Consider the following 18,748-nt stretch of genomic DNA (forward strand, 5'->3'; position numbering starts at 1 on the left):
CATCGAGGAGAGGATCAGGCCATGGGCTGCCTGTTCGTGCTGTTGGCCGGCGTGTTCCCGCGACTGGCCCTGCTGATCGTCTGGATCGCCCGACCGGCCATGGTCAACGCCGCCTTCACTTCGTGGATCTGGCCGCTGCTCGGTCTGCTGTTCCTGCCGTTCGCGACCCTGATGTACGTCATCCTCTGGCGGGCCGGTGGCCTGAGCGGTTGGGACTGGTTCTGGGTTGCCATCGCCGCGCTGCTCGACCTGAGCCACTGGGGCGCTGGCGCGGCCCAGCGCCGCGCGTCGACCTCGGCCACCACCGCGTAGCCGTGCTGTCCGGCCAGGTCGGACAGCCAGGTCGGACAGCCAGGTCGGACAGCCAGGTCGGACAGCCAGGTCGGACAGCCAGGTCGGACAGCCAGGTCGGACGACCTGGCTACCAGCCGAGGCGATAGGCCTGGTCGGTGCCGGCGGCGGGCTCGTCGGCTGCCGCCGCGAAGGCCTCCAGGGCTGCGATGAGTGCTGGCCGGTCGGCGCCCGGCAGGTCGCGCACGATCCGGGCGATCGCCTCCCTGCGACGCGCGGTGACGGCGTCGACCAGGGCAGCCCCGGAGCCGGTCGTAACGATCACGACCTCACGTCGGTCACTGGCGTTCTCCCGCCGGTCGACCAGTCCCTCCCGGACCAGACGGTCGACCTGGCGCTGCGCGGTGGAGGCGTTCACCCCGAGGCGGCCGGCCAGCTGGACCAGAGTGGTCTGGCCGTGTGCCGCCAGCACCACGAGCACGCGGAACTGGGCGATGGTGACGGTCTCCTCGACGTCCGCCAGAGAGCGCGCCGACACGCCCACGAGGGCCCGGGACGCCGTGAGCAAGGCCGTGACGAACTCGTCCTCCTCCGCGCCGCCGCTACCGCTGTCGGAGGTGGGACGGCCGCCTCGGCGATTTTCTTGCATAGAGCAATCATTGCATAATGCGTGCATGAAGCGAGGACGAGCTGGACGCCGCGGCCGCCCCAGGGCTCTGTGGAACCAGGCCGTCACCGGCCGGCGGTTCCGCACGCGTGGACCGAGCCGCCGCGATCTCCAAGACACCCCCGGAGGGCAGCTGGCGTTCGCTGCGGCTGCGGCGGTCGTCGGCGCGCTGACCGGCCTGACCGCGGGGACGTTCCGTCTCCTGCTCGAGCACGTCGGGCAGGCTCGGATCGACCTCGTGCGCTGGGCCCACGGCAGCCCGGTCCTGGGATTCGCACTCGTCATCCTGTGCTGCGCCGCCGCCACCAGCGCGGCCGCGTGGCTGGTCCACCGCGTCGAGCCGCACGCCGAGGGGAGCGGCATCCCACGAGTCGAGGCGGTCGTCGAGGGGCGCACGCCGCCGGGGCGCTTCCGCATCCTCCCGGTGAAGTATGTCGGGGGTGTGCTGTCCATCGGCTCGGGCCTCGCGCTCGGGCGGGAGGGGCCCTCGGTGCAGATGGGCGGCACGATCGCCGTCATCGTGGGCAGCGTGCTGCGCCGCAACCGGTCGGATGTCCGCCTCCTGGTCGCCGCAGGCGCGGCCGCGGGTCTCGCGACCGCATTCAACGCCCCCATCGCCGGTGGGGTCTTCGTGCTGGAGGAGCTGGTGAAGCGGTTCGACCCACGCACCACCCTCGCCACCCTGCTGGCGTCCGCCGCAGGCTTCGCCAGTGCGCACCTCCTCCTGCATCCTTCTGCCGCAGCCGATTTCCGGGTGCCTGCCCTGGCGGACCCGACCTTGGCCCAGGCCCCCTTGGTCATCGTCGTCGGCGTGACCAGCGGCCTCCTCGGTGTCGCCTACAACGCCGCGGTGATGAAGGGTCTGCGCGTCGCCGACACCAGCCGGTGGCCGGTCGTGGCCCGTGCCGCCCTGATCGGCAGCCTCGTCGGAGCGCTCGGCTGGATCGCCCCCGGGGTCGTCGGCGGCGGGGACAACCTCACCCAGCAGGCCCTGCTCGGCCAAGGCACCATTGCCGCCGTCACCGGCCTGCTGGTGCTGCGCTTCGTCCTCGGAGTTCTTTCGTATGCCGCCTGCACCCCGGGCGGCCTCTTCGCACCGATGCTCGTGCTGGGTTCGCACCTCGGCCTGCTCGTCGGGCTGGTCGGCCACCTGGTGGCGCCACACCAGACGCCCGAGCCGGCCGCCCTGGCACTGATCGCAATGGCGGCCTTCTTCACGGCATCCGTCCGCGCGCCCGTGACCGGCATCGTGCTGGCGACCGAGATGACCGCGTCCACGACCCTCCTGGCGCCCATGCTCGGCGCCTGCGCGCTCGCGATGCTGACGGCCAACGCCTTCAGGTCCACGCCGATCTACGACCAGCTGACCCAAAGGGCCGTCTCCGCCTTCCGAGTGAACACGGTCGAAGCCTCGTCAGTCGGGGCCCGCGGGGCCCGCGGGGGTGGTGTCGTCGACTCGTCCTCTCACCCGGCTGCGAGCAGCGGCCCCCGGGCGTAGCTCTATGACATCGACCGGGCCGCCGGGCTCCGGACCCGCTGCGGCTGCAGTCCTTCCGTATCGCGCGGCCAAGGGGGCCGCACTGACGCCGTGGGCCAGCACACTGAGCAGGACTGTTGTTGCGACGACGGCGACCGCCTCGTCGGCGACCGGCCCGAGAGCCTCCAAGGCGAGCAACGCGAAGACGAGCGACGCCAGCCCCCTCGGACCAAACCAGCCCACGAACAGCACAGTCCGGCGGTCGAGACCGCTGCCGACCAAAGACAGGGCCACTGGCAGCATCCGCACCAGGGTGAGGCTGATGGCGGCATACAGCAGCATGAGCGCGTCGACACGGTCGAGCATGATCGGGATGGCGATGGCTCCGAAGGCCAGCCACACCAGTGCCGAGACGAGTTCACCTGTCTGCTCGAGGTAGACGAGCTCCGCCGGCCCCCGGCGGCCGGCGCAGGCGCCGAAGGCCAGACCACCGCAGAACGCGGCGACGAACCCGTTGCCGCCCAGGACGAGCGCGGCGGAGTAGGCAAGCAGCCCCAGCGCAAGGACTGCGATGCCGGTGAAGTCCTCGGCGGCCAGGTCGCGCCGTCGGGCCAGTCGCAGGAGCCAGCCACCCCCGGCGCCGACTGCAGATCCGACCACGACCCCCAGGGCCAGCTGCACGACGGCGTGGCCGGCACCCTCGTGACCCTCAAGGCCGGCTGCGGCCGCCGCGCCGGCGATGGCGACCGTGACGATCGGGGTGGCGATCCCGTCGTTCAACCCGCTCTCGACCGTGATCAGCTGACGGATGCGGGACGGGACGACGGGATTGGTGACCACCGGGATCCCGAGCGCAGCGTCGGTCGGCGCGAGGGCGGCGCCCACGAAGAGTGCCAACCACAGCCCCAGCCCGGGCCAGAGCCACGCGGCCAGAGCCCATCCGAGCAGGACCGTCAGGGGCAGTCCGACGGCGAGCAGACGCAGGTAGCGCCACACGTCGCGGCGCAGCTCGCGCATCGGCAGGTGGGCAGCATCCGAGAAGAGCACCCAGACCAGAGTGATCTCGACGAGCGGGGTGAGCGTCGCCGACTCGTCGGGCCCGTCGACCAGCCCTGCCCACGCGAGCGCGGCGCCGACGACGACGAAGACGATCGGCGCCGTCAGATCGGCGCGCGCCAGCCGCTTGGAGACGAGCCCCCAGGCGAACAGGGTTGCCGCGATGAAGGCGATCGCGCTGACGTGCATGGCCGTTCCTTCTGCGGGAGTCGAAACATCACGTGAGGGGCGGGATGCCCTTCGAGACGAGGTTCACGCCCAGCACGAGGAAGAGCACCGTGTTGACGGCATCGTTGTGAAGCGCGAGCCATTCCTTGGTCGCGTCGAGGGTGGTGCGGGCGGGACTCACCACCGACCAGGTAGTAGGTCACCGGGCCGGCGATCGTCAGGCTCGCGACGACGACGAAGACCAACAGGGAGAGAACGGCGTTCGTCGTCGGCAGCGCCAGACCGGCAACGGCCGCACCAGCGCCGGCGGCGAGAAGGAGGTTCTTCGGGTTGACTCCCGCCAGCAGCAGCCCGAGCGTGAGGGCCTTGCCAGGTGAGAACGAGTCGATGCCGGCCATCCACTTCGGCGGCTCGTGCTGCGCCCCGGGCGCCGGGCCCTTCTTCCACGTGCGGGCCGCCAGGACCAGGAAGACGGCGCCGAAGAGAATCTGGGACCACGAGACCCCGACAGTGGTGGCGCTGTCCGATGCCGCGTCGCCGGCCACGACGACGATCCCGCTGACGACAGCAAGTGCCACGGCCCGGCCGAGGGCGAACATCGGACCGTTGACCTTGGCTCGGCTCGAGAACAGCATCAGGATCACCGCGATGATCGGGGCCGAGCAACAGATGCGCCCATCCCCACGTCGTGTAGCTCGCGCCAACGAGCAGCCCACTGGAATCGACTGCGTAGTACGTGTGACGGAAGAGTGCGGTCAGTCCTTCGATCGCCTGGAAGATTCCGAGCACGATCATCATCAGGCCGGCGGACACCACCCAGCCCGTCCAGCGGCTCTTGGCCGCTGGCGGGACAAAGACTCTCTCGCCCATGGAGTTCGGCGAAGCGTCGCCCTGACCGGTCTGGCTCATCCCAGTCTCCTTCTCCGACCGTCCCCGTCACGTTCAGGCTAGGTAGGCCGTGGATGCCGCGCCTCATCCGCGCGGGATGACCAGTGGAGGTGCTCCTCGGGAAGGGCCGGCGCGCACTCGCAACAGCTGCGGTCGGGCCGATCGCACGGTTGCCGAAATCGCCTCCCTTGAGACGTCCCTCTGGTCGATTGGTGGAGAGCCCTTCCGCCAGGGCGGGCCGGACTGTGCAGGAGGCGCACCGTGCAAGGTCCTCGTGGCGGTCGTTTCTCCCGCGCGCCCCTGATGGATCAGGTGGTCAGCAGACACAGGCTGTACGACCGGCTGGCCGCTCGTTCGACCGTGCTCCTTCTGGGACCGGCGGGATATGGCAAGTCCCTGCTCCTCTCGTCGTGGCTCGCTGAGTCCCCACCGCAGGGAACGGTTGCCTGGCTGACCTTGGACCCGTCGGACCGGGACCCCGGACGGCTGGCGGCGGACCTCCTGACGGCCCTGCGAAGATCCGCCGCTGGGACCCTCGGGGGTATGCTCGAGCGACTGGAGGACCCACCTCTCTTTGCGACCATCTGGCCTTCGTCGACGCCCTCCACCAGGTGTTCGTGGACGAGGAGATCGCGCTGACCCTCGTGCTCGACGACCTCCAGCACCTCGATGGCTCAGGGCGCGCCCTGGAGATGCTCGACCACTTCATGACGTGGGCGCCGCCTTCCTCGAGGGTCCTGCTCGCGTCACGGTCGATGCCTCGACTCCGGCTGCAGAAGCTGCGTCTCGATAGCACCCCTCCCACGACGGTCAACGACTGGGGAGACACCCTCACCGAGCGCGAGCAGACCATCCTGCGCTACCTCGGGCTGCCCACCGCCGAGGCACACGGCGCGCTCTGAACCCGGCGATCGGCCCCCGGCCGGAGCGGCATGGGGGCAGCGAACGGCATACGGGCTCGGACCCCGCTGGGCGTGTCACTCAGCGTCGGGACGGTGCCTGCGCCGCGTCGAGCTGCCGGTCGAGGGTGATGGCCGCGTCGATGAGCGCGAGGTGCGTGAACGCCTGCGGGAAGTTGCCGATCTGCTCACCGGTGAGCGCGATCTCCTCGGAGTAGAGGCCGACGTGGCTGGCATACGTCAACATCTTCTCGAACGTGATGCGCGCCTTGTCGAGCTCGCCGGCCCGGGCGAGCGAGTCGACGTAGAGGAAGGTGCAGAGCGAGAACGTGCCCTCCGAGCCGCGGAGCCCGTCCGGCGAGGCGGCGGGGTCGTAGCGGTAGACCAGGCTGTCCGTCACGAGCTCGGCGTCCATCGCCTCGAGGGTCGAGGTCCACCTCGGGTCGGTCGGGCTGATGAAGCCGACCGACGACATCCGCAGCAGGGAGGAGTCGAGGACGTCCGTCTGGTAGTGCTGCACGAAGGCCTTTCGGTCGGTGCTCCAGCCCCGGGTCATGATCTGGCCGTAGATCCCGTCACGCTCCTCGCGCCACCGGTCCATGGGGGCAGGCCGCCCGTGCTTCACAGCCAGCCGGATCCCGCGGTCCAGGGCCACCCAGCTCATGAGCCGGCCGTACGTGAAGTCCTGCCTCCCGCCCCGGGTCTCCCAGATCCCCTCCTCGGGCTGGTCCCAGTTGGCGCAGAGCCAGTCGAGCATCTCGGACAGCTTGAGCCATCCGGCGTGGCTGCCGGGCAGTCCGTGCTGGTCGCCGAAGTAGAGGCTGTCGACCGCCTCGCCGTAGATGTCGAGCTGCAGCTGGCCGGCCGCGCCGTTGCCGATGCGCACCGGTTTCGAGCCGCGGTAGCCCTCCCAGTGCTCGAGGACCTCCTCCGTGAGGTCGCTCGAGCCGTCCACCCGGTACATGATGTCGAGCGGCGTGCCTCCCGCGCCGGACCTCTCCCGCACGCGGTCGGCGAGCCAGCCGGAGAAGGCGGCCGCCTCCTCCCGGAAGCCCATTCCGAGCAGGGCGTAGACCGAGAAGGAGGCGTCCCGCACCCACGTGTAGCGGTAGTCCCAGTTCCGCTCCCCGCCGACCTGCTCCGGCAACGCTGCCGTGGGTGCGGCCACGAGACCCCCGCTCGGCGCATACGTCATGAGCTTGAGCGTGATAGCCGAGCGGTGCAAGGTCTCGCGCCAGCGCCCCGTATAGGTGGACTGCGCCAGCCATCCCTTCCAGAAGGCGACCGTGTCGTCGAACATCCGCTGGATCTCGGCAACTCTGATCTCGCGAGCCGGGCCGGCCGTCCCGGTCTCCAGGAGCAGGCCGCGCATCATGCCGGCCCGCAGGGTGACCTCGGCACGGACGTCGCCGCGGTCGTCGACATGGGTGTGCGCGAGGCGCTCGTCCTGCGGCTCGCGCACCAGGTGGATCGTCATCGAGGTGCGCGGGCCGGCGAACACGGCACCGCTGTCCGAGAGGTGTGTCTCGTGCTGCTCGCGCCCGTAGTCGAAGCGTGGTGCCACGTGCAGGGCGAACGTCATCTCGCCGCGCACGCAACGGACCATCCGTGCGATGCGGTGCGTGTCGGCGGCGATCGTGCTGTTGCTGGTCGGCATGAAGTCGACGACCTCTCCGACGCCGGCCTCCGTGAGGAAGCGGGTCACGAGGATGGCCGTGTCGGGGAAGTACAGCTGCTTGCTCGTGAAGACCTCGGCGGTGGGCCGCAGCCGGAAGTGTCCGCCGCGTCCGTGGTCCAGCAGCGCCCCGAAGATGCTCGGCGAGTCGAAACGAGGAGCGCAGAACCAGTCGATCGCCCCCTCCGTCGTCACGAGTGCTGCGGTCTGGAGGTCACCGATCAGCCCATGGTCTGCGATGAGTGGGTAGTCGTCCATGTCGCGTCGTCCCTTCTCGTTGCCCGGGCCCGGAGCGGGCCGATGGGCGCCGTCCGGCGCGGAGGCGCTCCCTTCCTTGGTATCGACCCACGCATCCCGGCGCGTCATCCGGCGCGGGTGATGCCAGCCCTCGTCCGGCGAGCGAGGGCTCGTGAGTGAGCCAGGGATCGAAGACGTGGCGCGCACCGACCAGGAACATGCGTCAGTCCGGCTCGGCAGGTGCGCTGCCCCGACGGCTCGGTCCGGGCCCGACGCGATGGCGCTGAGCGTGTCACGATGTCGCCTGCGTTTCTCGAGTCGGTATCGTGGCGGTCGATGGCGGTGGGGCTCGCCGACAACCGCGACATCCCGTCGCCAACAGTCCCTACCTGAGACAGGTAGGAGAGCCATGCCCGCAGACCGGCCCAGGGCGCCGCGTCTCTTCCGGGGACGCGGAGACGTGCTCGCGGTGATCGCGCTCGGAGGCGCGGTCGGCAGTACGTCCCGGTATGCCGTGGCCCTGCTCCTCCCGCATGCGCCGGACCGCATCCCGTGGTCGACCGTCACCGCGAACCTGACCGGAGCCTTTCTGCTCGGCGTGTTGATGGTCTTCGTCAACGAGGTCTGGCCCACGAACCGGTACGTGCGCCCGCTGTTGGGCGTCGGTGTCCTCGGCGGGTACACGACCTTCTCGACGTACATGCTCGACGCCCACGCCCTCGCCGCGGCCGGCGCGCTCGGAGCCCTCGCCGCCTACGTTCTGGTGACCCTGATCGGCGGCCTGATCGCGGTACGGCTCGGCGCAGCCTTCGGTCGCCTCCTGACGCGACCGCGTGGCAGGGAGACGACGTGACGTTCCTCTTCGTGGTCATCGGCGGCGCGGTCGGCGCGCCCCTGCGCTACCTCACGGACCTGTTCGTGCAGTCGAAGCACGACACCGCCTTCCCGTGGGGCACCCTGACGGTCAACGTCGTCGGCTCAGCCGTGCTCGGTGGGGTCCTGGCCGCGGGGTCGGTCGGACACCTGTCCCCGGATCTCGTCGCGCTGTTGGGGACCGGGTTGTGCGGCGCGCTGACGACCTTCTCGACGTTCGGGTTCGAGACCGTACGCCTGATGCAGGAGGGTTCCGCCGTGGCGGCGGGGCTCAACGTGACCATCAGCCTGGCTGCGGGCTTCCTCGCCGGCGCCGGGGCGTGGGCGCTCACCCTCGCGCTGATCGCCGGCTGAGGAATCCGCCGTTCGCACCGGTCGCGGGGTCACTCCCACGGCGCGGGTGCGTGCCAGTCGACGACGGTCAACGGCACTACGATCACGGGGCGGTGCTGGCGGTGGGCCAACTGCATCGACAGGGACTGCGCCGCGAAGTCGTGCATTCGCTGGTGACGACGCCGCTGCGTGCCGACGACGAAGGCAGCGGCGTCGACGGCGCGGGCCAGGTGCGTCAGCGCCCGGTCGGCGCGTCCGGCCAGATACCGGAAGTGCCACGGCACGTCGGTCCCGCGCAGCTCCTCGTCCAGCCACGCGAGGATGCGCTCCTGGCGTTGCGGCCACAGGTCGTCATCGCCGAGGTCGGGGTCGACGGGGTGGTGGCGCACGGTTCCGTCCGGGTGCTCCTCGTCGACGAACCGGGCGGGGTCGGCGAAGGCGAAGTACAGTGCCGGCGCCCTGGTGGCCCGGGCCAAGGACAGGGCGGTGAGGACCACGAGCGGCTCGGGATCCGGCGACACCGCGACGACCAGGGGGTGCCCGGCGAAGTTCGTCATCCGCGACGGGTCCGGTTGCGGTGGCAGGTCGGGACGGGGCATGTGCAGCTCCCTTCCGGAAGGATCCTTCGCCCGCACCCACAGTAGCCAGAACGGCTGCCGCCAGCTGCTGATCTGGCCCTCAGAGGACGATGCGCCGTCAGTCCCCAGGCAGCACCGTGAGACGGGTCAGGGACGAGGATCCCGGTGACCCAGCACTCACGCCGACTGGAACGAGCAGGCATGACTGAAGAGGTGTCTGACCCTCCACTCACCAGCGACCGGCAGGTCGCAGCCGAAGCGGCGTCGCCGGAGCGGGATCACTGCCGCCATCGGCTACGGCCTGGGGGTCCTCGTCGCATGGCTCTGGCGCGCCTACGCAGACCGGGACGCCAGAGTCCCGAAACCGTCGTCCTGGCGCGCCTTCCTCATCATCGCCGGCGTCCTCATTGTTGTCTTCTTCGCACTCGGGCAGTACTGGCAGCACCAGATCCGGGCGCTGATGGGGGTGACGGAGTACAACATCGCGCTGGTCGTGCTGTCGCCCTTCGTCGCGATGTTCTTCTTCGCGCTGTTCCTCGCCGTCGGCCGGGGCATCCGGCGCGCCTACCACTGGGTCGCAGACCTGCTCGCCCGCCACGTCGGCCGGCGCGCAGCCGCGGCGACCGGCTGGGTGCTGGTGACCGCGACCGTCTACCTCGTCGTCAGCGGGGTGCTCATCGACGGGCTCGTCAGCGCGATGGACGAGGTCTTCTCGGTGAACAACACGATCACGCAGGAGGGTGTGGTCCAGCCCACGACCGGCCTCCGCTCGGGCGGCCCCGGCTCGAAGGTCGCCTGGGACTCCCTCGGCCGCGAGGGACGGACCTTCACGGGCACGGGTCCGACACCGTCCGACATCGAGGCCATCGTCCACCACTCCGCCAAGGAGCCGATCCGCGCCTACGCGGGTCTCGACTCGGCGGACGACACGGAGCAGCGTGCGGCGCTCGCCGTCGACGACCTCGAGCGGGCGGGCGGCTTCCAGCGGGCGAACCTGCTCGTCGTGACGACGACGGGCAGCGGCTGGGTCGACCCGGCACTCGTCGCACCCTTCGAGTACCTGAGCGGCGGCGACGCGGCCAGCGTGGCCATCCAGTACTCGTACCTGCCGTCGTGGCTCTCGTTCCTCGTCGACCAGTCCAAGGCGCGGGAGGCCGGCCGGGCGCTCTTCGACGCGGTCTACGACCGGTGGTCGAAGCTGCCCCCGGACCAGCGTCCGAAGCTCTACGTCTCGGGCGAGAGCCTGGGCACGTTCGGCGGCGAGACCGCTTTCAGCGGCGAGTACGACCTGCGAAACCGCACCGCCGGCACGGTCTTTGCGGGGCCGCCCAACTTCAACACGCTGTTCCGCGAGTTCAGCGACCACCGCGATCCCGGCACCCCCGAGATCCAGCCGGTCTACAAGAACGGCCGGACCGTACGGTTCGCGAGCGACGCAGCCGCCTCGATCCCGCCCGAGAGCCAGCCCTGGGACGGCACCCGCGTCATCTACCTCATGCATCCCTCCGATCCCATCGTCTGGTGGTCCCCGCACCTGGTGTTCACCGAGCCCGACTGGATCAGGGAAACCGCCGGGAAGGACGTGCTGCAGGGCATGTTCTGGATGCCGTTCGTGACGTTCTGGCAGGTCACGGCCGACCTGCCGTTCTCCACCGGGGTCCCGGCCGGTCACGGCCACAAGTACACGACGGAGTACGTCGACGGTTGGTATGCCGTGATGCGCCCCTCCGGCTTCACGCCGGCTGACCTTGCCGCGTTGAGGACGGCGATCGCCGCCCTCAACATCCCGTGACAGGCGCCCGGTGGAGCGGGGACAACACCGCCGCCGAGGTGTCACCCTCATCGGATGACCATCACCTGGCACCCGCGGTCCTAGCCTGAACGGGACCGAAGGGAGACCGCCATGAGCTCTGCAGCGGTGCAGGCGCCACCACCGTTCACCGTGGACGACTACCTCGCGCGGGCGCGCCGGGTCGTCGAGGCCGCCTCGGAGCGTGGCCTCTCGGGCGTCCTCGTGACGCCCGGACCCGACCTCGTCTGGCTCACCGGCTACCAGCCCACCGCGATCACCGAACGGCTGACGATGCTCGTGCTCGGGCCCGACCAGGAGCCGACGCTGGTCGTGCCGGCCCTCGAACGGCCCGATGCCGTGGCAGCGGAAGGGGTGCGCGGCATGAAGGTCGTCGACTGGGCCGACGGCACCGACCCCTACCTGGCGGTCGCCCCGCGGCTACGGCCCGACGGCACCTACGGCATCTCGGACTCTGCGTGGGCCATGCACCTCCTCGGCCTCCAGAAGGGTCTGCCCGGCACGACGTACCAGTCGCTGACCGTGGGGCTTCCGATGATGAGAGCAGTGAAGGGACCCGACGAACTGGCGCGGCTCACCGCCGCAGGGGCCGCGGCCGACGCGGCATACGGCGAGATCGTCAAGGTCCGTTTCGCCGGACGGCGGGAGACCGACGTGGCCGCCGACCTCGCTGGGTTGCTGCGCCGCTTCGGGCACGAGCAGGTCGACTTCACCGTCGTCGGGTCCGGGCCCAACGGGGCCAATCCCCACCACGAGGCCGGCGAGCGGGTGATCCAGCCCGGCGACGCGGTCGTGCTCGACTTCGGGGGCCTGATGTTCGGCTACGGCTCCGACACGACCCGGACGGTCTGTGTGGGCGAGCCGACACAGGAGATCCGCGACGTCCACGAGATCGTGCGGCGTGCCCAGGATGCCGGTGTCGCGGCGGTCCGACCCGGCGCGACCTGCCAGGACGTCGACCGTGCCGCCCGGGCGGTCATCACCGATGCGGGCTACGGCGACGCATTCATCCACCGGACCGGCCACGGGATCGGGGTCACGACCCACGAGCCCCCCTACATGGTCGAGGGGGAGGAGCAGCCGCTCGTTCCGGGAATGTGCTTCTCGGTCGAGCCCGGGATCTATCTCGCCGGGCGATTCGGCGTGCGCATCGAGGACATCGTCACGGTGACGCAGGACGGGGGCCTGCGGCTGAACAACACCGACCACGGGCTGGCGGTCGTCGAGTGACGTCACACGCCCGGGAATAGCCCTTTCCGAGCGACGCCGACCACCCGCGCCCGCCGCAGTCTGGTGACAGGCGGAGTGAGGTCGTCGAGGGAAGGCGCGGTCGTGATGGCTCTTGACCTGAGGGTTCGAGGCACACCACGGGACCCCCGCCCCGGTGGGTGTGCTCCCGCGAGACATGGTCGGACTCCTTCCGCCGGGCACGGCCCCGGCGTACTCCCCGGATCCAGGAGCAGCGTCACGGCACGAGAGTCACTCGTCGGTCGACCACGCCCGTCGGCCGCAGGGCGGCGGCGGGGACCGGCGTCACGCGAGAGCCTTGGCCTTGATCGCGGCGAACTCATCCTCGGTGATCGCACCGCTGTCGAGCAGTGCCTTGGCCTGGGACAGCTGCTCCACGGTCGAGGACGTCGAGTCGGATGTGGCCGTCACACTGCGGATGTAGTCCTCCTGCTCGGCCATCCGCCGGCTGGTGCTTTCCATCTGCCGCTCAGCCATGCCCTTGCCGCGGACGATGATGTAGACGAGCGCGGCCAGCAGTGGGAAGACGAACAGCGCCACGACCCACACGACCTTGGCGAACCCGCCGAGCTCCCGGTCCCGGAAGATGTCCCCGAAGATGTGGAAGAGCATCATCAGGTAGGCCACGAACAAGAAGGACCAGACGAGAAGCCAGAAGAAGCTCCAGAAGTCCATGGTGGGCCGTTCCTTTCGTCGTCGCGACTCGTCGCGATGGAGTGGCAACCCTCGTGCCGAGGCCTAGACTCGTCCGACTGCCGAACGCCGGCATCGCTCTCTGCGAGGGAGATCCGCGGACGGACCCCTCATGCGGTGCCGCCCTTGGCGCCCGGCTCGTCGACGAGGTGCGTGGAGGTGACCTCCAGCCCGAGGTCGGTCAGAGCAGCGAGGACACCGACGAGCTCCTGGCTATCGTGCACCCGGACCGTCAACGTGGTGCTCGTCCCGTTGCTGTCGGACCACACGGCATACGGCCAGACGTCGCGTTCGTCCACTTCACCGGCTACGACAACGACGGCTCGCATACCTGTCCGCCTCGGGTGAGTAGGGAATTCACGTCGCGTCCAGCATGTCGCCGTCGGGGACGCGAGCGCGTCACTCCTTTGGGAGGAGACGAAGCGTCGGGCCAGGCCTCAGTAGAGCTCCAGCTCGGCGGCGCGACGGATCGCGGCTCGACGGCTGCTGACACCCAGCTTCTGGTAGATGTGGGCGATGTGGGTCTTGGCCGTGTGGAGCGAGATGTACTCCGCCTCGGCGATCTCCGCGTTGGTGAGGTTGGTGGCGAGGTACTGGAGGATCACTCGTTCCCGGTCGGTCAGCCGCTCGCCCCAGCCGGTGATGTTCTGGTGCTGTCCCTCGACGATGCGTCCGAGCACGTGGGTCACTGCTGTGGGATGAGCAGTGCCGTGGCGCAGGTGGGTCTTGAGCAGATCCGTCATGGCATCGCCGGCGCCGAGGAAGGGCCCGTAGAGCTGGTCCGGCTCGGCTGCCGCGAGGGCGAGCTCGAGTGACACGTGGGCCGCGTCCACGTGCCCCAGGGCTGCATGCGCCTGTGCCCCGATGCACCGCGAGAGGCACTCGATCTGCACGAAGCCGTCGGGGGCCGGGACCCGGTCGAGCTCGGCCAGTGCCAGCTCGGGGCGGCCGGCAAGCAGGAGCACCTTGGCCCGGAGGGTGGGTGCCAACCGGTACTCCGGTGAGCTGGGGGGCCGGGTGGCGAGAGCCACCGCGTCGCTGATGTCTCCCTTCGCCAGGAGGATGAGCCCCTCGAGGCCAGCCAGCATGGAGGGCCACGACGGTGCCAGGTGACCGGCCTCGATCATGGACGCGATCTCCGCTGCGTTGCGTCGCGCTGTGCGCAGGTCGCCCAACGACAGGGCGGTCTTGGTGAGGAAGTTCAGGACGAGTCCCCGCAGCTCCCAGTCGAAGGGGAGCACCATGGACAGGCTTCGCTGCAGCAGGACCTGCGCGTCGCGCAAGTTGCCACGCCAGTACTCGAACCAGCCGAGATAGGCGACAGCAGGGGCCAGCGTCACGAGGCCCACCCAGCCGCGTTCTTCGGCCCGCGCGAGCACGCCGGCGGCGAGGTCGTGGACCTCGGTCAGGTTTCCCTCGCCGATGGCAGGGATGCACGACTCGGCGAGGGCTGTCAGCTCGAGGGCCAGCAAGCCGGCCTCGTGTGCCGTGGCGGCTGACGATCGGAGCATCTCCAGGGGGAGCTTGGGATGGCTCTGCAGCCGCGCTTCTCCCATACCGACGAACACCTGGACGGTGGCCCGGATGGCAGGATCGGGCGCTCGTTGACTCCGGTCCAGCCGGTCGAGCAGAGCGGCACCGGACTCGACCGCGGAGCCGAGCCCCCGGTCGTACCCGGCGCGGAGCAGCTCGACGATCGCCATTCGGTCCTCGAGTCGAGCCCGTGCGGTCTCGGGAAGGAGGTCTGCGGCACGCCGCGCGGAATCGAGCTCCGAGCGGGCAGCGTCATGGCTGCCACGCTGTCCGAGGATCAGGGCCTTCGCGAGGTGTGCCTCGCTGGAGTAGACAGCAACCTCCGGGAGCTGGTCCACCGCGTCGAGCACCGCGTCGACGCGTCCCTCGAGAAACAGATCGGACCAGCGGTCCGCGAAGATCCTCGAGGCCGTCTCCTCGTCGCCGGCCGCCATCGCATGTCGGATCGCGGTGGGCGGGTCGACAGGGGCCCACCACTCCGCAGCAGCCGCGTGCAGTGCCACGGCACGCTCGGGCAGATCGGTCGCCAGTCGACGACGGATGTGCGCCGCAAAGAGCGGGTGCCAGTGGTACCAGGCTTCCTCGGCCGAGACGTCACCCCGGGTGAGGAACAGACCATCAGCCAGACACTGTTCGAGGTAGGTCTCCGCGCCGAACGTGCCCCGGATGGTGTCGATGAGCGACGGGCACACCTGTTCGTCGAGGCAGCTGTCGAGGACGAAGCTGCGGAGGTCCTCGCTGAGGGAGGCGAGAACTTCCGTGGCGAGGTAGTCGGCCAGCGCCTGGTCCCGTCGCAGCTCCATCGGGACCTGACGGGGTCTGCCGCTCTGGCGGGCGGCGAGGATCGCCATGCGGACGCCCGCCGGCCAACCGTCCGTCACACGGTGGATCGTGTCGATCGTGTCGGCGTCCAGGCGCAGGCCGGCGGCCCGGACGGCCTCAGCAGACTCCTCCCGACTGAAGGCGAGCTCGTCGTGCGCGATGTACTCGAGTCGGTCCTCCAGACGAAGACGTTGCACCCGCAGCGGAGGGACCACCCGTGCCGCGATCGCGATCCGCATGTTGGCGGGTGCCCACCGGAGGACGTGGTCGATGACACGCACCGAGGCCTTCGACTCGGCGAGGTGCTGGAGGTCGTCGAGGATCAGCGTCAGCGGCACAGCGGTGTCGTAGAGCAGCTCGAGCAACGAGTCGACGAGGGTCAGTGGCTCCGCCCGCAGCGCCGATGCGCGCAATGGCTCGAGACCTGCGCCGAGCTCGTCGAGCCCCGACAGGCTGGCTGCGGTCAGGAGGTCCGAGACGAGACGCACGGGCTCGCGGTCGGACTCGTCGACGGTCAGCCACAGTGCTGCGCCACGGGCGGCGTGCCGGCGGGCGGCGGCGGCGAGGAGCGTCGACTTGCCGTAGCCGGCCATGCCTGCGAGCACGACCACCGGTCGACGGTCGACCAGGGACAGCAGGTGCGGACGATCGATCAGCCCCGGCGACGGCGAGGGAGTCGACATGCGAGCGTGACGCGGGCCGACCATGTCACCCCCGTAGGTGGATGCGTATTGGCCCCTGACACTTCGAGGCTAGTCATGGGTGGTCGGGGGCGTCAGCGAAAACTCAGGGTTCACAAAAGTGAGGTGTGCCATGCGGGAGTACGAGGTCATCCTCGACGGCGAGCTGGCCACGGATCTGACCGACTCGCCGGTGCCGTTGCAGCGCCGCAACATCGGCGGAGCGACGATCCTGCGCTTCCCCATGGGCCCCGAGGACACCCTGTCGCTCGTCCTCTCCCTGCTGGAGTCCTTGGGCATCGGCGTGACCGCCGTCCACCAGGTGGACGACGCCGACGCCCCTGACCAGCGCAGCGGGATCTAGGCGTCGCCGCCGTGGCGTTCACTCATCCTCGAGGAGCGATGCGGCCGCCACCCGCCGGCGGCGAGGGTCGAGGTGTCAGTGGAGAGCCACCAAGGAGGCAGGACATGAGCGTCAACGTCGATGTCGGACCGATCGACTACCTCGCACTGGAGTTCCCCGGTGCCAGGCTGACCGGCGAGGGGTTGGCCGTCCTCGTCGACCTCGTCGACCGAGGGATCATCCGCGTCCTCGACATGAAGGCTCTCGTCCGGGCGGATGACGGGACCGTCACCGCCATGGCCATCTCCGACCTCGACGGTGACGGCACCCTCGATCTGGCGGTCTTCGAAGGTGTCGAGTCCGACCTGCTCGACGAGGACGACCTCAAGGAAGCAGCCTCCCTGGTCGAGCCCGGGAACGCCGTGGCCCTCCTGGTCTACGAGAACACGTGGGCCGGGCCCTTCGTCTCGGCCATGCGCCGGGCGGGTGCCGAGGTCGTGGCGAGTGTCCGCATCCCGGCTGACACCGTCATCGCCCGCCTCGAGGAGCTGGAGGCGGCCGAGGCGTCGGCGGGTGCCGCCCAGTAGCTCCGATCCCGATCCGAGCGTCGACCTGAACGTCAATCACGTACGTACGAAGGAGCACACGATGGGACTCATCGGTGGAATGGCCAGGACTGCCGTCGTCGCCGGGACGGCCACGGCGGTGTCGAACCGCGTGTCGCGCCGTCAAGCTGGGCGCTGGGCGGCCAAGGAACAGCAGCCGCCAGAGGAAGCGTATGAGCCGGCGCCGGAGCAGGACTCCGCCCCGCCACCGCCACCTCAGGACACTGGTGTCGACCTCGACAAGCTCAAGCAGCTCGGGGAGCTCCGGGACTCCGGCGTCTTGACGGACGCGGAGTTCCAGACACAGAAGGCCCGCATTCTCGCCGGCTGATTGCCGGCTGGTTGCCGGCTGGTTGCCGGCTGGTTTCGGCTGGGCATCGTCCGCGCGGACGATGCCCATCCGACATGACTCAGGCGACGTGAACGGGAGGGATCGGCGCGAACGCACGGATCTCGTCGTCGCCGGGCTGGATGATGCCGCAGGACGACTCCGGCACCTCACGCCACGCCCCCGGCAGGTCACGGAGTGGTTCGGACACGACGAGGCGTGCCTCGGGACTCAACGTCCTCAGCATCTCCACCTCGGGGTGCAACGCGCGCAGCTGGGTCACGTCCGTCGAGTGGAACAGCGTCCGGCTCTGGTGCTGGGTGGAGTACCGGAACGCCCAGACGGACTCACCGTTGCTGGTCGCCATCGTCGCCTGTATCGGATTGGCCACACCGCGCCGCTCGGCGAGGTCCTCGACGAAACCGACGGCCCGGGCCACGCCCGTCAGGGGGTCGTCCTCCAGGCCGAAGGTCAGGGCGAGGAAGAAGAGCGTCTCGGAGTCGGTCGACCCCTCGACGTCGGCGTAGAGCGACGGGTCCACCGCGAACATCAGCTCCCGCTTCAGCTGGTGGAAGCCGAAGACCGCCCCGTTGTGCATCCACAGCCAGTTGCCGTGCCGGAACGGGTGACAGTTGCTGCGTTGCACCGGCGTTCCGGTCGAGGCGCGCACGTGGGCGAACATGAGGGGGGTCCGCACCTGCTTGGTCAGCTCGCGGAGGTTCTCGTCGTTCCAGGCGGGGTCCACGCTCTTGAAGATCGCCGGGACGGGACCCTCGCCGTACCACCCGATCCCGAAGCCGTCGCCGTTCGTCGTCGTCGCCCCCATGCGTGAGTGGAGACTCTGCTCGATGAGCGAGTGCTGGGGCTTGAAGAGGAGGTCCTCGGCCAGGACCGGGTCACCTGAGTACACCATCCATCGGCACATACGCCCATCGAACCGGCGGCCGGAGGAGCAGGTCATCACTCGTTCGGGATGACGACCCTAGGCTGTCGACGAAACCATCCTCGAGCCTCCAGGAGTGATCCCCTTGATCTTCATCACCGCGAAGTTCCCCGTGAAGCCCGAGCACGCCGACGACTGGCCCGAGATCTCCCGGGCCTTCACCGAGGCCTGCCGCGCCGAGGAGGGCTGCCTGTGGTTCGACTGGTCGCGCAGCCTCGACGACCCGAACGAGTACGTCCTCGTGGAGGCCTTCCGTGACGAGGACGCCGGGGGTGCCCACGTGCAGAGCTCGCACTTCGCCGAGGCCACCTCGACACTGCCCGCCTACCTGTCCGCGACGCCGAAGATCGTCAACACGACGGTCGAGGGGACGCAGTGGTCCGAGCTCGGCGAGATGGCTGTCCAGAAGTAGCCGAACGGCCACTCGGAGAGTGGGTTTCACACTCCGGTCGACCGTCCGCTATGGTCTACCTCGCACCCACGGGGCTCCGGCTCCACGGGGTGGCAGGCGGACGTAGCTCAGTTGGTAGAGCGCAACCTTGCCAAGGTTGAGGTCGCCGGTTCGAGCCCGGTCGTCCGCTCCGCTGGAAGGGCCCGTCGA

The 18,748-nt window shown here is 69.7% G+C and carries 20 protein-coding genes, 1 tRNA gene and 2 pseudogenes; 12 read left to right on the plus strand and 11 right to left on the minus strand.

Going from position 1 to position 18,748, the window contains the following annotated elements:
• On the plus strand, positions 1-312 hold a 312-nt coding region (locus AB4030_RS18675; RefSeq protein WP_442280716.1), incomplete at its 5' end, for a hypothetical protein.
• A gap of 109 nt (positions 313-421) precedes the next feature.
• On the opposite strand, the gene AB4030_RS18680 is transcribed toward AB4030_RS18675, so the two are convergent.
• The gene (locus tag AB4030_RS18680) at positions 422-940 is read right to left on the minus strand and encodes a MarR family winged helix-turn-helix transcriptional regulator (RefSeq protein ID WP_442280717.1); all 519 of its coding nucleotides are present in this window, start codon (positions 938-940) and stop codon (positions 422-424) included.
• Positions 941-965: 25 nt separating this feature from the next.
• On the opposite strand from AB4030_RS18680, the gene clcA reads away from it, so the two are divergent.
• Entirely contained in the window at positions 966-2,456 is a 1,491-nt protein-coding gene (gene clcA / locus AB4030_RS18685; protein ID WP_442280718.1) for a H(+)/Cl(-) exchange transporter ClcA, read from the plus strand.
• Here the strand turns inward: clcA and AB4030_RS18690 are convergent.
• The 4 genes and pseudogenes from AB4030_RS18690 to AB4030_RS18705 form a co-directional block, all read right to left on the minus strand.
• Positions 2,373-3,680 (minus strand): cation:proton antiporter, encoded by a 1,308-nt coding sequence (locus AB4030_RS18690; protein WP_442280719.1) that lies wholly within the window; start codon positions 3,678-3,680, stop codon positions 2,373-2,375. The two genes, clcA and AB4030_RS18690, sit on opposite strands and share 84 nt — an antisense overlap.
• Positions 3,681-3,708: 28 nt before the next feature.
• Positions 3,709-3,843, minus strand: coding sequence for a hypothetical protein (locus tag AB4030_RS18695; RefSeq protein WP_442280789.1), 135 nt, complete (start codon positions 3,841-3,843; stop codon positions 3,709-3,711).
• Positions 3,844-3,895: 52 nt separating this feature from the next.
• Positions 3,896-4,294: pseudogene (locus AB4030_RS18700) on the minus strand (GAP family protein); the annotation flags it as partial.
• A 34-nt stretch (positions 4,295-4,328) separates the two neighbouring features.
• Positions 4,329-4,568: pseudogene (locus AB4030_RS18705) on the minus strand (DUF7144 family membrane protein); the annotation flags it as partial.
• Between the two features lie 596 nt (positions 4,569-5,164).
• Between AB4030_RS18705 and AB4030_RS18710 the strand changes: the two are divergent.
• Positions 5,165-5,449, plus strand: coding sequence for a hypothetical protein (locus AB4030_RS18710; protein WP_442280720.1), 285 nt, complete (start codon positions 5,165-5,167; stop codon positions 5,447-5,449).
• Between the two features lie 79 nt (positions 5,450-5,528).
• On the opposite strand, the gene AB4030_RS18715 is transcribed toward AB4030_RS18710, so the two are convergent.
• Positions 5,529-7,379 (minus strand): glycoside hydrolase family 15 protein, encoded by a 1,851-nt coding sequence (locus AB4030_RS18715; protein WP_442280721.1) that lies wholly within the window; start codon positions 7,377-7,379, stop codon positions 5,529-5,531.
• Between the two features lie 388 nt (positions 7,380-7,767).
• Between AB4030_RS18715 and crcB (AB4030_RS18720) the strand changes: the two genes are divergently transcribed.
• Positions 7,768-8,211: a fluoride efflux transporter CrcB gene (gene crcB, locus AB4030_RS18720; RefSeq protein ID WP_442280722.1), complete on the plus strand. Its 444-nt coding sequence runs from the start codon at positions 7,768-7,770 to the stop codon at positions 8,209-8,211.
• Positions 8,208-8,585, plus strand: coding sequence for a fluoride efflux transporter CrcB (crcB, locus tag AB4030_RS18725; RefSeq protein ID WP_442280723.1), 378 nt, complete (start codon positions 8,208-8,210; stop codon positions 8,583-8,585). The genes crcB (AB4030_RS18720) and crcB (AB4030_RS18725) overlap by 4 nt, the downstream gene beginning before the upstream one ends.
• 29 nt (positions 8,586-8,614) lie before the next feature.
• Here crcB (AB4030_RS18725) and AB4030_RS18730 read toward each other — a convergent pair whose 3' ends face one another.
• Positions 8,615-9,163 carry a universal stress protein gene (locus AB4030_RS18730; protein WP_442280724.1) on the minus strand — a complete coding sequence of 183 codons (549 nt, stop codon included), beginning with the start codon at positions 9,161-9,163 and terminating at the stop codon, positions 8,615-8,617.
• A 256-nt stretch (positions 9,164-9,419) separates the two neighbouring features.
• On the opposite strand from AB4030_RS18730, the gene AB4030_RS18735 reads away from it, so the two are divergent.
• Both AB4030_RS18735 and AB4030_RS18740 read left to right on the plus strand, forming a co-directional pair.
• Positions 9,420-10,934 (plus strand): alpha/beta hydrolase, encoded by a 1,515-nt coding sequence (locus AB4030_RS18735; RefSeq protein ID WP_442280782.1) that lies wholly within the window; start codon positions 9,420-9,422, stop codon positions 10,932-10,934.
• Positions 10,935-11,045: 111 nt separating this feature from the next.
• The gene (locus tag AB4030_RS18740) at positions 11,046-12,182 is read left to right on the plus strand and encodes a M24 family metallopeptidase (protein WP_442280725.1); all 1,137 of its coding nucleotides are present in this window, start codon (positions 11,046-11,048) and stop codon (positions 12,180-12,182) included.
• A gap of 303 nt (positions 12,183-12,485) precedes the next feature.
• On the opposite strand, the gene AB4030_RS18745 is transcribed toward AB4030_RS18740, so the two are convergent.
• The 3 genes from AB4030_RS18745 to AB4030_RS18755 all read right to left on the minus strand — a co-directional run bounded on the left by AB4030_RS18745 (position 12,486) and on the right by AB4030_RS18755 (position 15,931).
• Positions 12,486-12,875 carry an SHOCT domain-containing protein gene (locus tag AB4030_RS18745; protein WP_442280726.1) on the minus strand — a complete coding sequence of 130 codons (390 nt, stop codon included), beginning with the start codon at positions 12,873-12,875 and terminating at the stop codon, positions 12,486-12,488.
• A gap of 128 nt (positions 12,876-13,003) precedes the next feature.
• On the minus strand, positions 13,004-13,222 hold the full coding sequence (locus AB4030_RS18750; RefSeq protein ID WP_442280727.1) for a hypothetical protein: 219 nt from the start codon (positions 13,220-13,222) through the stop codon (positions 13,004-13,006).
• A 108-nt stretch (positions 13,223-13,330) separates the two neighbouring features.
• A complete protein-coding gene (locus AB4030_RS18755; RefSeq protein ID WP_442280728.1) occupies positions 13,331-15,931 on the minus strand; it encodes a LuxR C-terminal-related transcriptional regulator in 2,601 nt (866 codons plus the stop codon).
• 130 nt (positions 15,932-16,061) lie between these two features.
• On the opposite strand from AB4030_RS18755, the gene AB4030_RS18760 reads away from it, so the two are divergent.
• The 3 genes from AB4030_RS18760 to AB4030_RS18770 all read left to right on the plus strand — a co-directional run bounded on the left by AB4030_RS18760 (position 16,062) and on the right by AB4030_RS18770 (position 17,207).
• Complete coding sequence (locus tag AB4030_RS18760; RefSeq protein ID WP_442280729.1) at positions 16,062-16,292, plus strand: hypothetical protein; 231 nt, start codon at positions 16,062-16,064, stop codon at positions 16,290-16,292.
• Between the two features lie 104 nt (positions 16,293-16,396).
• Positions 16,397-16,858, plus strand: coding sequence for a DUF6325 family protein (locus tag AB4030_RS18765; protein WP_442280730.1), 462 nt, complete (start codon positions 16,397-16,399; stop codon positions 16,856-16,858).
• 61 nt (positions 16,859-16,919) lie between these two features.
• Complete coding sequence (locus AB4030_RS18770; protein WP_442280731.1) at positions 16,920-17,207, plus strand: SHOCT domain-containing protein; 288 nt, start codon at positions 16,920-16,922, stop codon at positions 17,205-17,207.
• Between the two features lie 79 nt (positions 17,208-17,286).
• Here the strand turns inward: AB4030_RS18770 and AB4030_RS18775 are convergent, their stop codons facing one another.
• Entirely contained in the window at positions 17,287-18,117 is an 831-nt protein-coding gene (locus tag AB4030_RS18775; protein ID WP_442280732.1) for a class II glutamine amidotransferase, read from the minus strand.
• Between the two features lie 115 nt (positions 18,118-18,232).
• Here AB4030_RS18775 and AB4030_RS18780 point away from each other — a divergent pair, with 115 nt between their 5' ends.
• Both AB4030_RS18780 and AB4030_RS18785 read left to right on the plus strand, forming a co-directional pair.
• Positions 18,233-18,559: a putative quinol monooxygenase gene (locus AB4030_RS18780; protein WP_442280783.1), complete on the plus strand. Its 327-nt coding sequence runs from the start codon at positions 18,233-18,235 to the stop codon at positions 18,557-18,559.
• Between the two features lie 96 nt (positions 18,560-18,655).
• Positions 18,656-18,728, plus strand: a tRNA-Gly gene (locus AB4030_RS18785).
• Positions 18,729-18,748 lie beyond the last annotated feature (20 nt).

It is taken from the genome of Terrabacter sp. 2YAF2 (assembly GCF_052114705.1).
GTDB lineage: Bacteria > Actinomycetota > Actinomycetes > Actinomycetales > Dermatophilaceae > Terrabacter.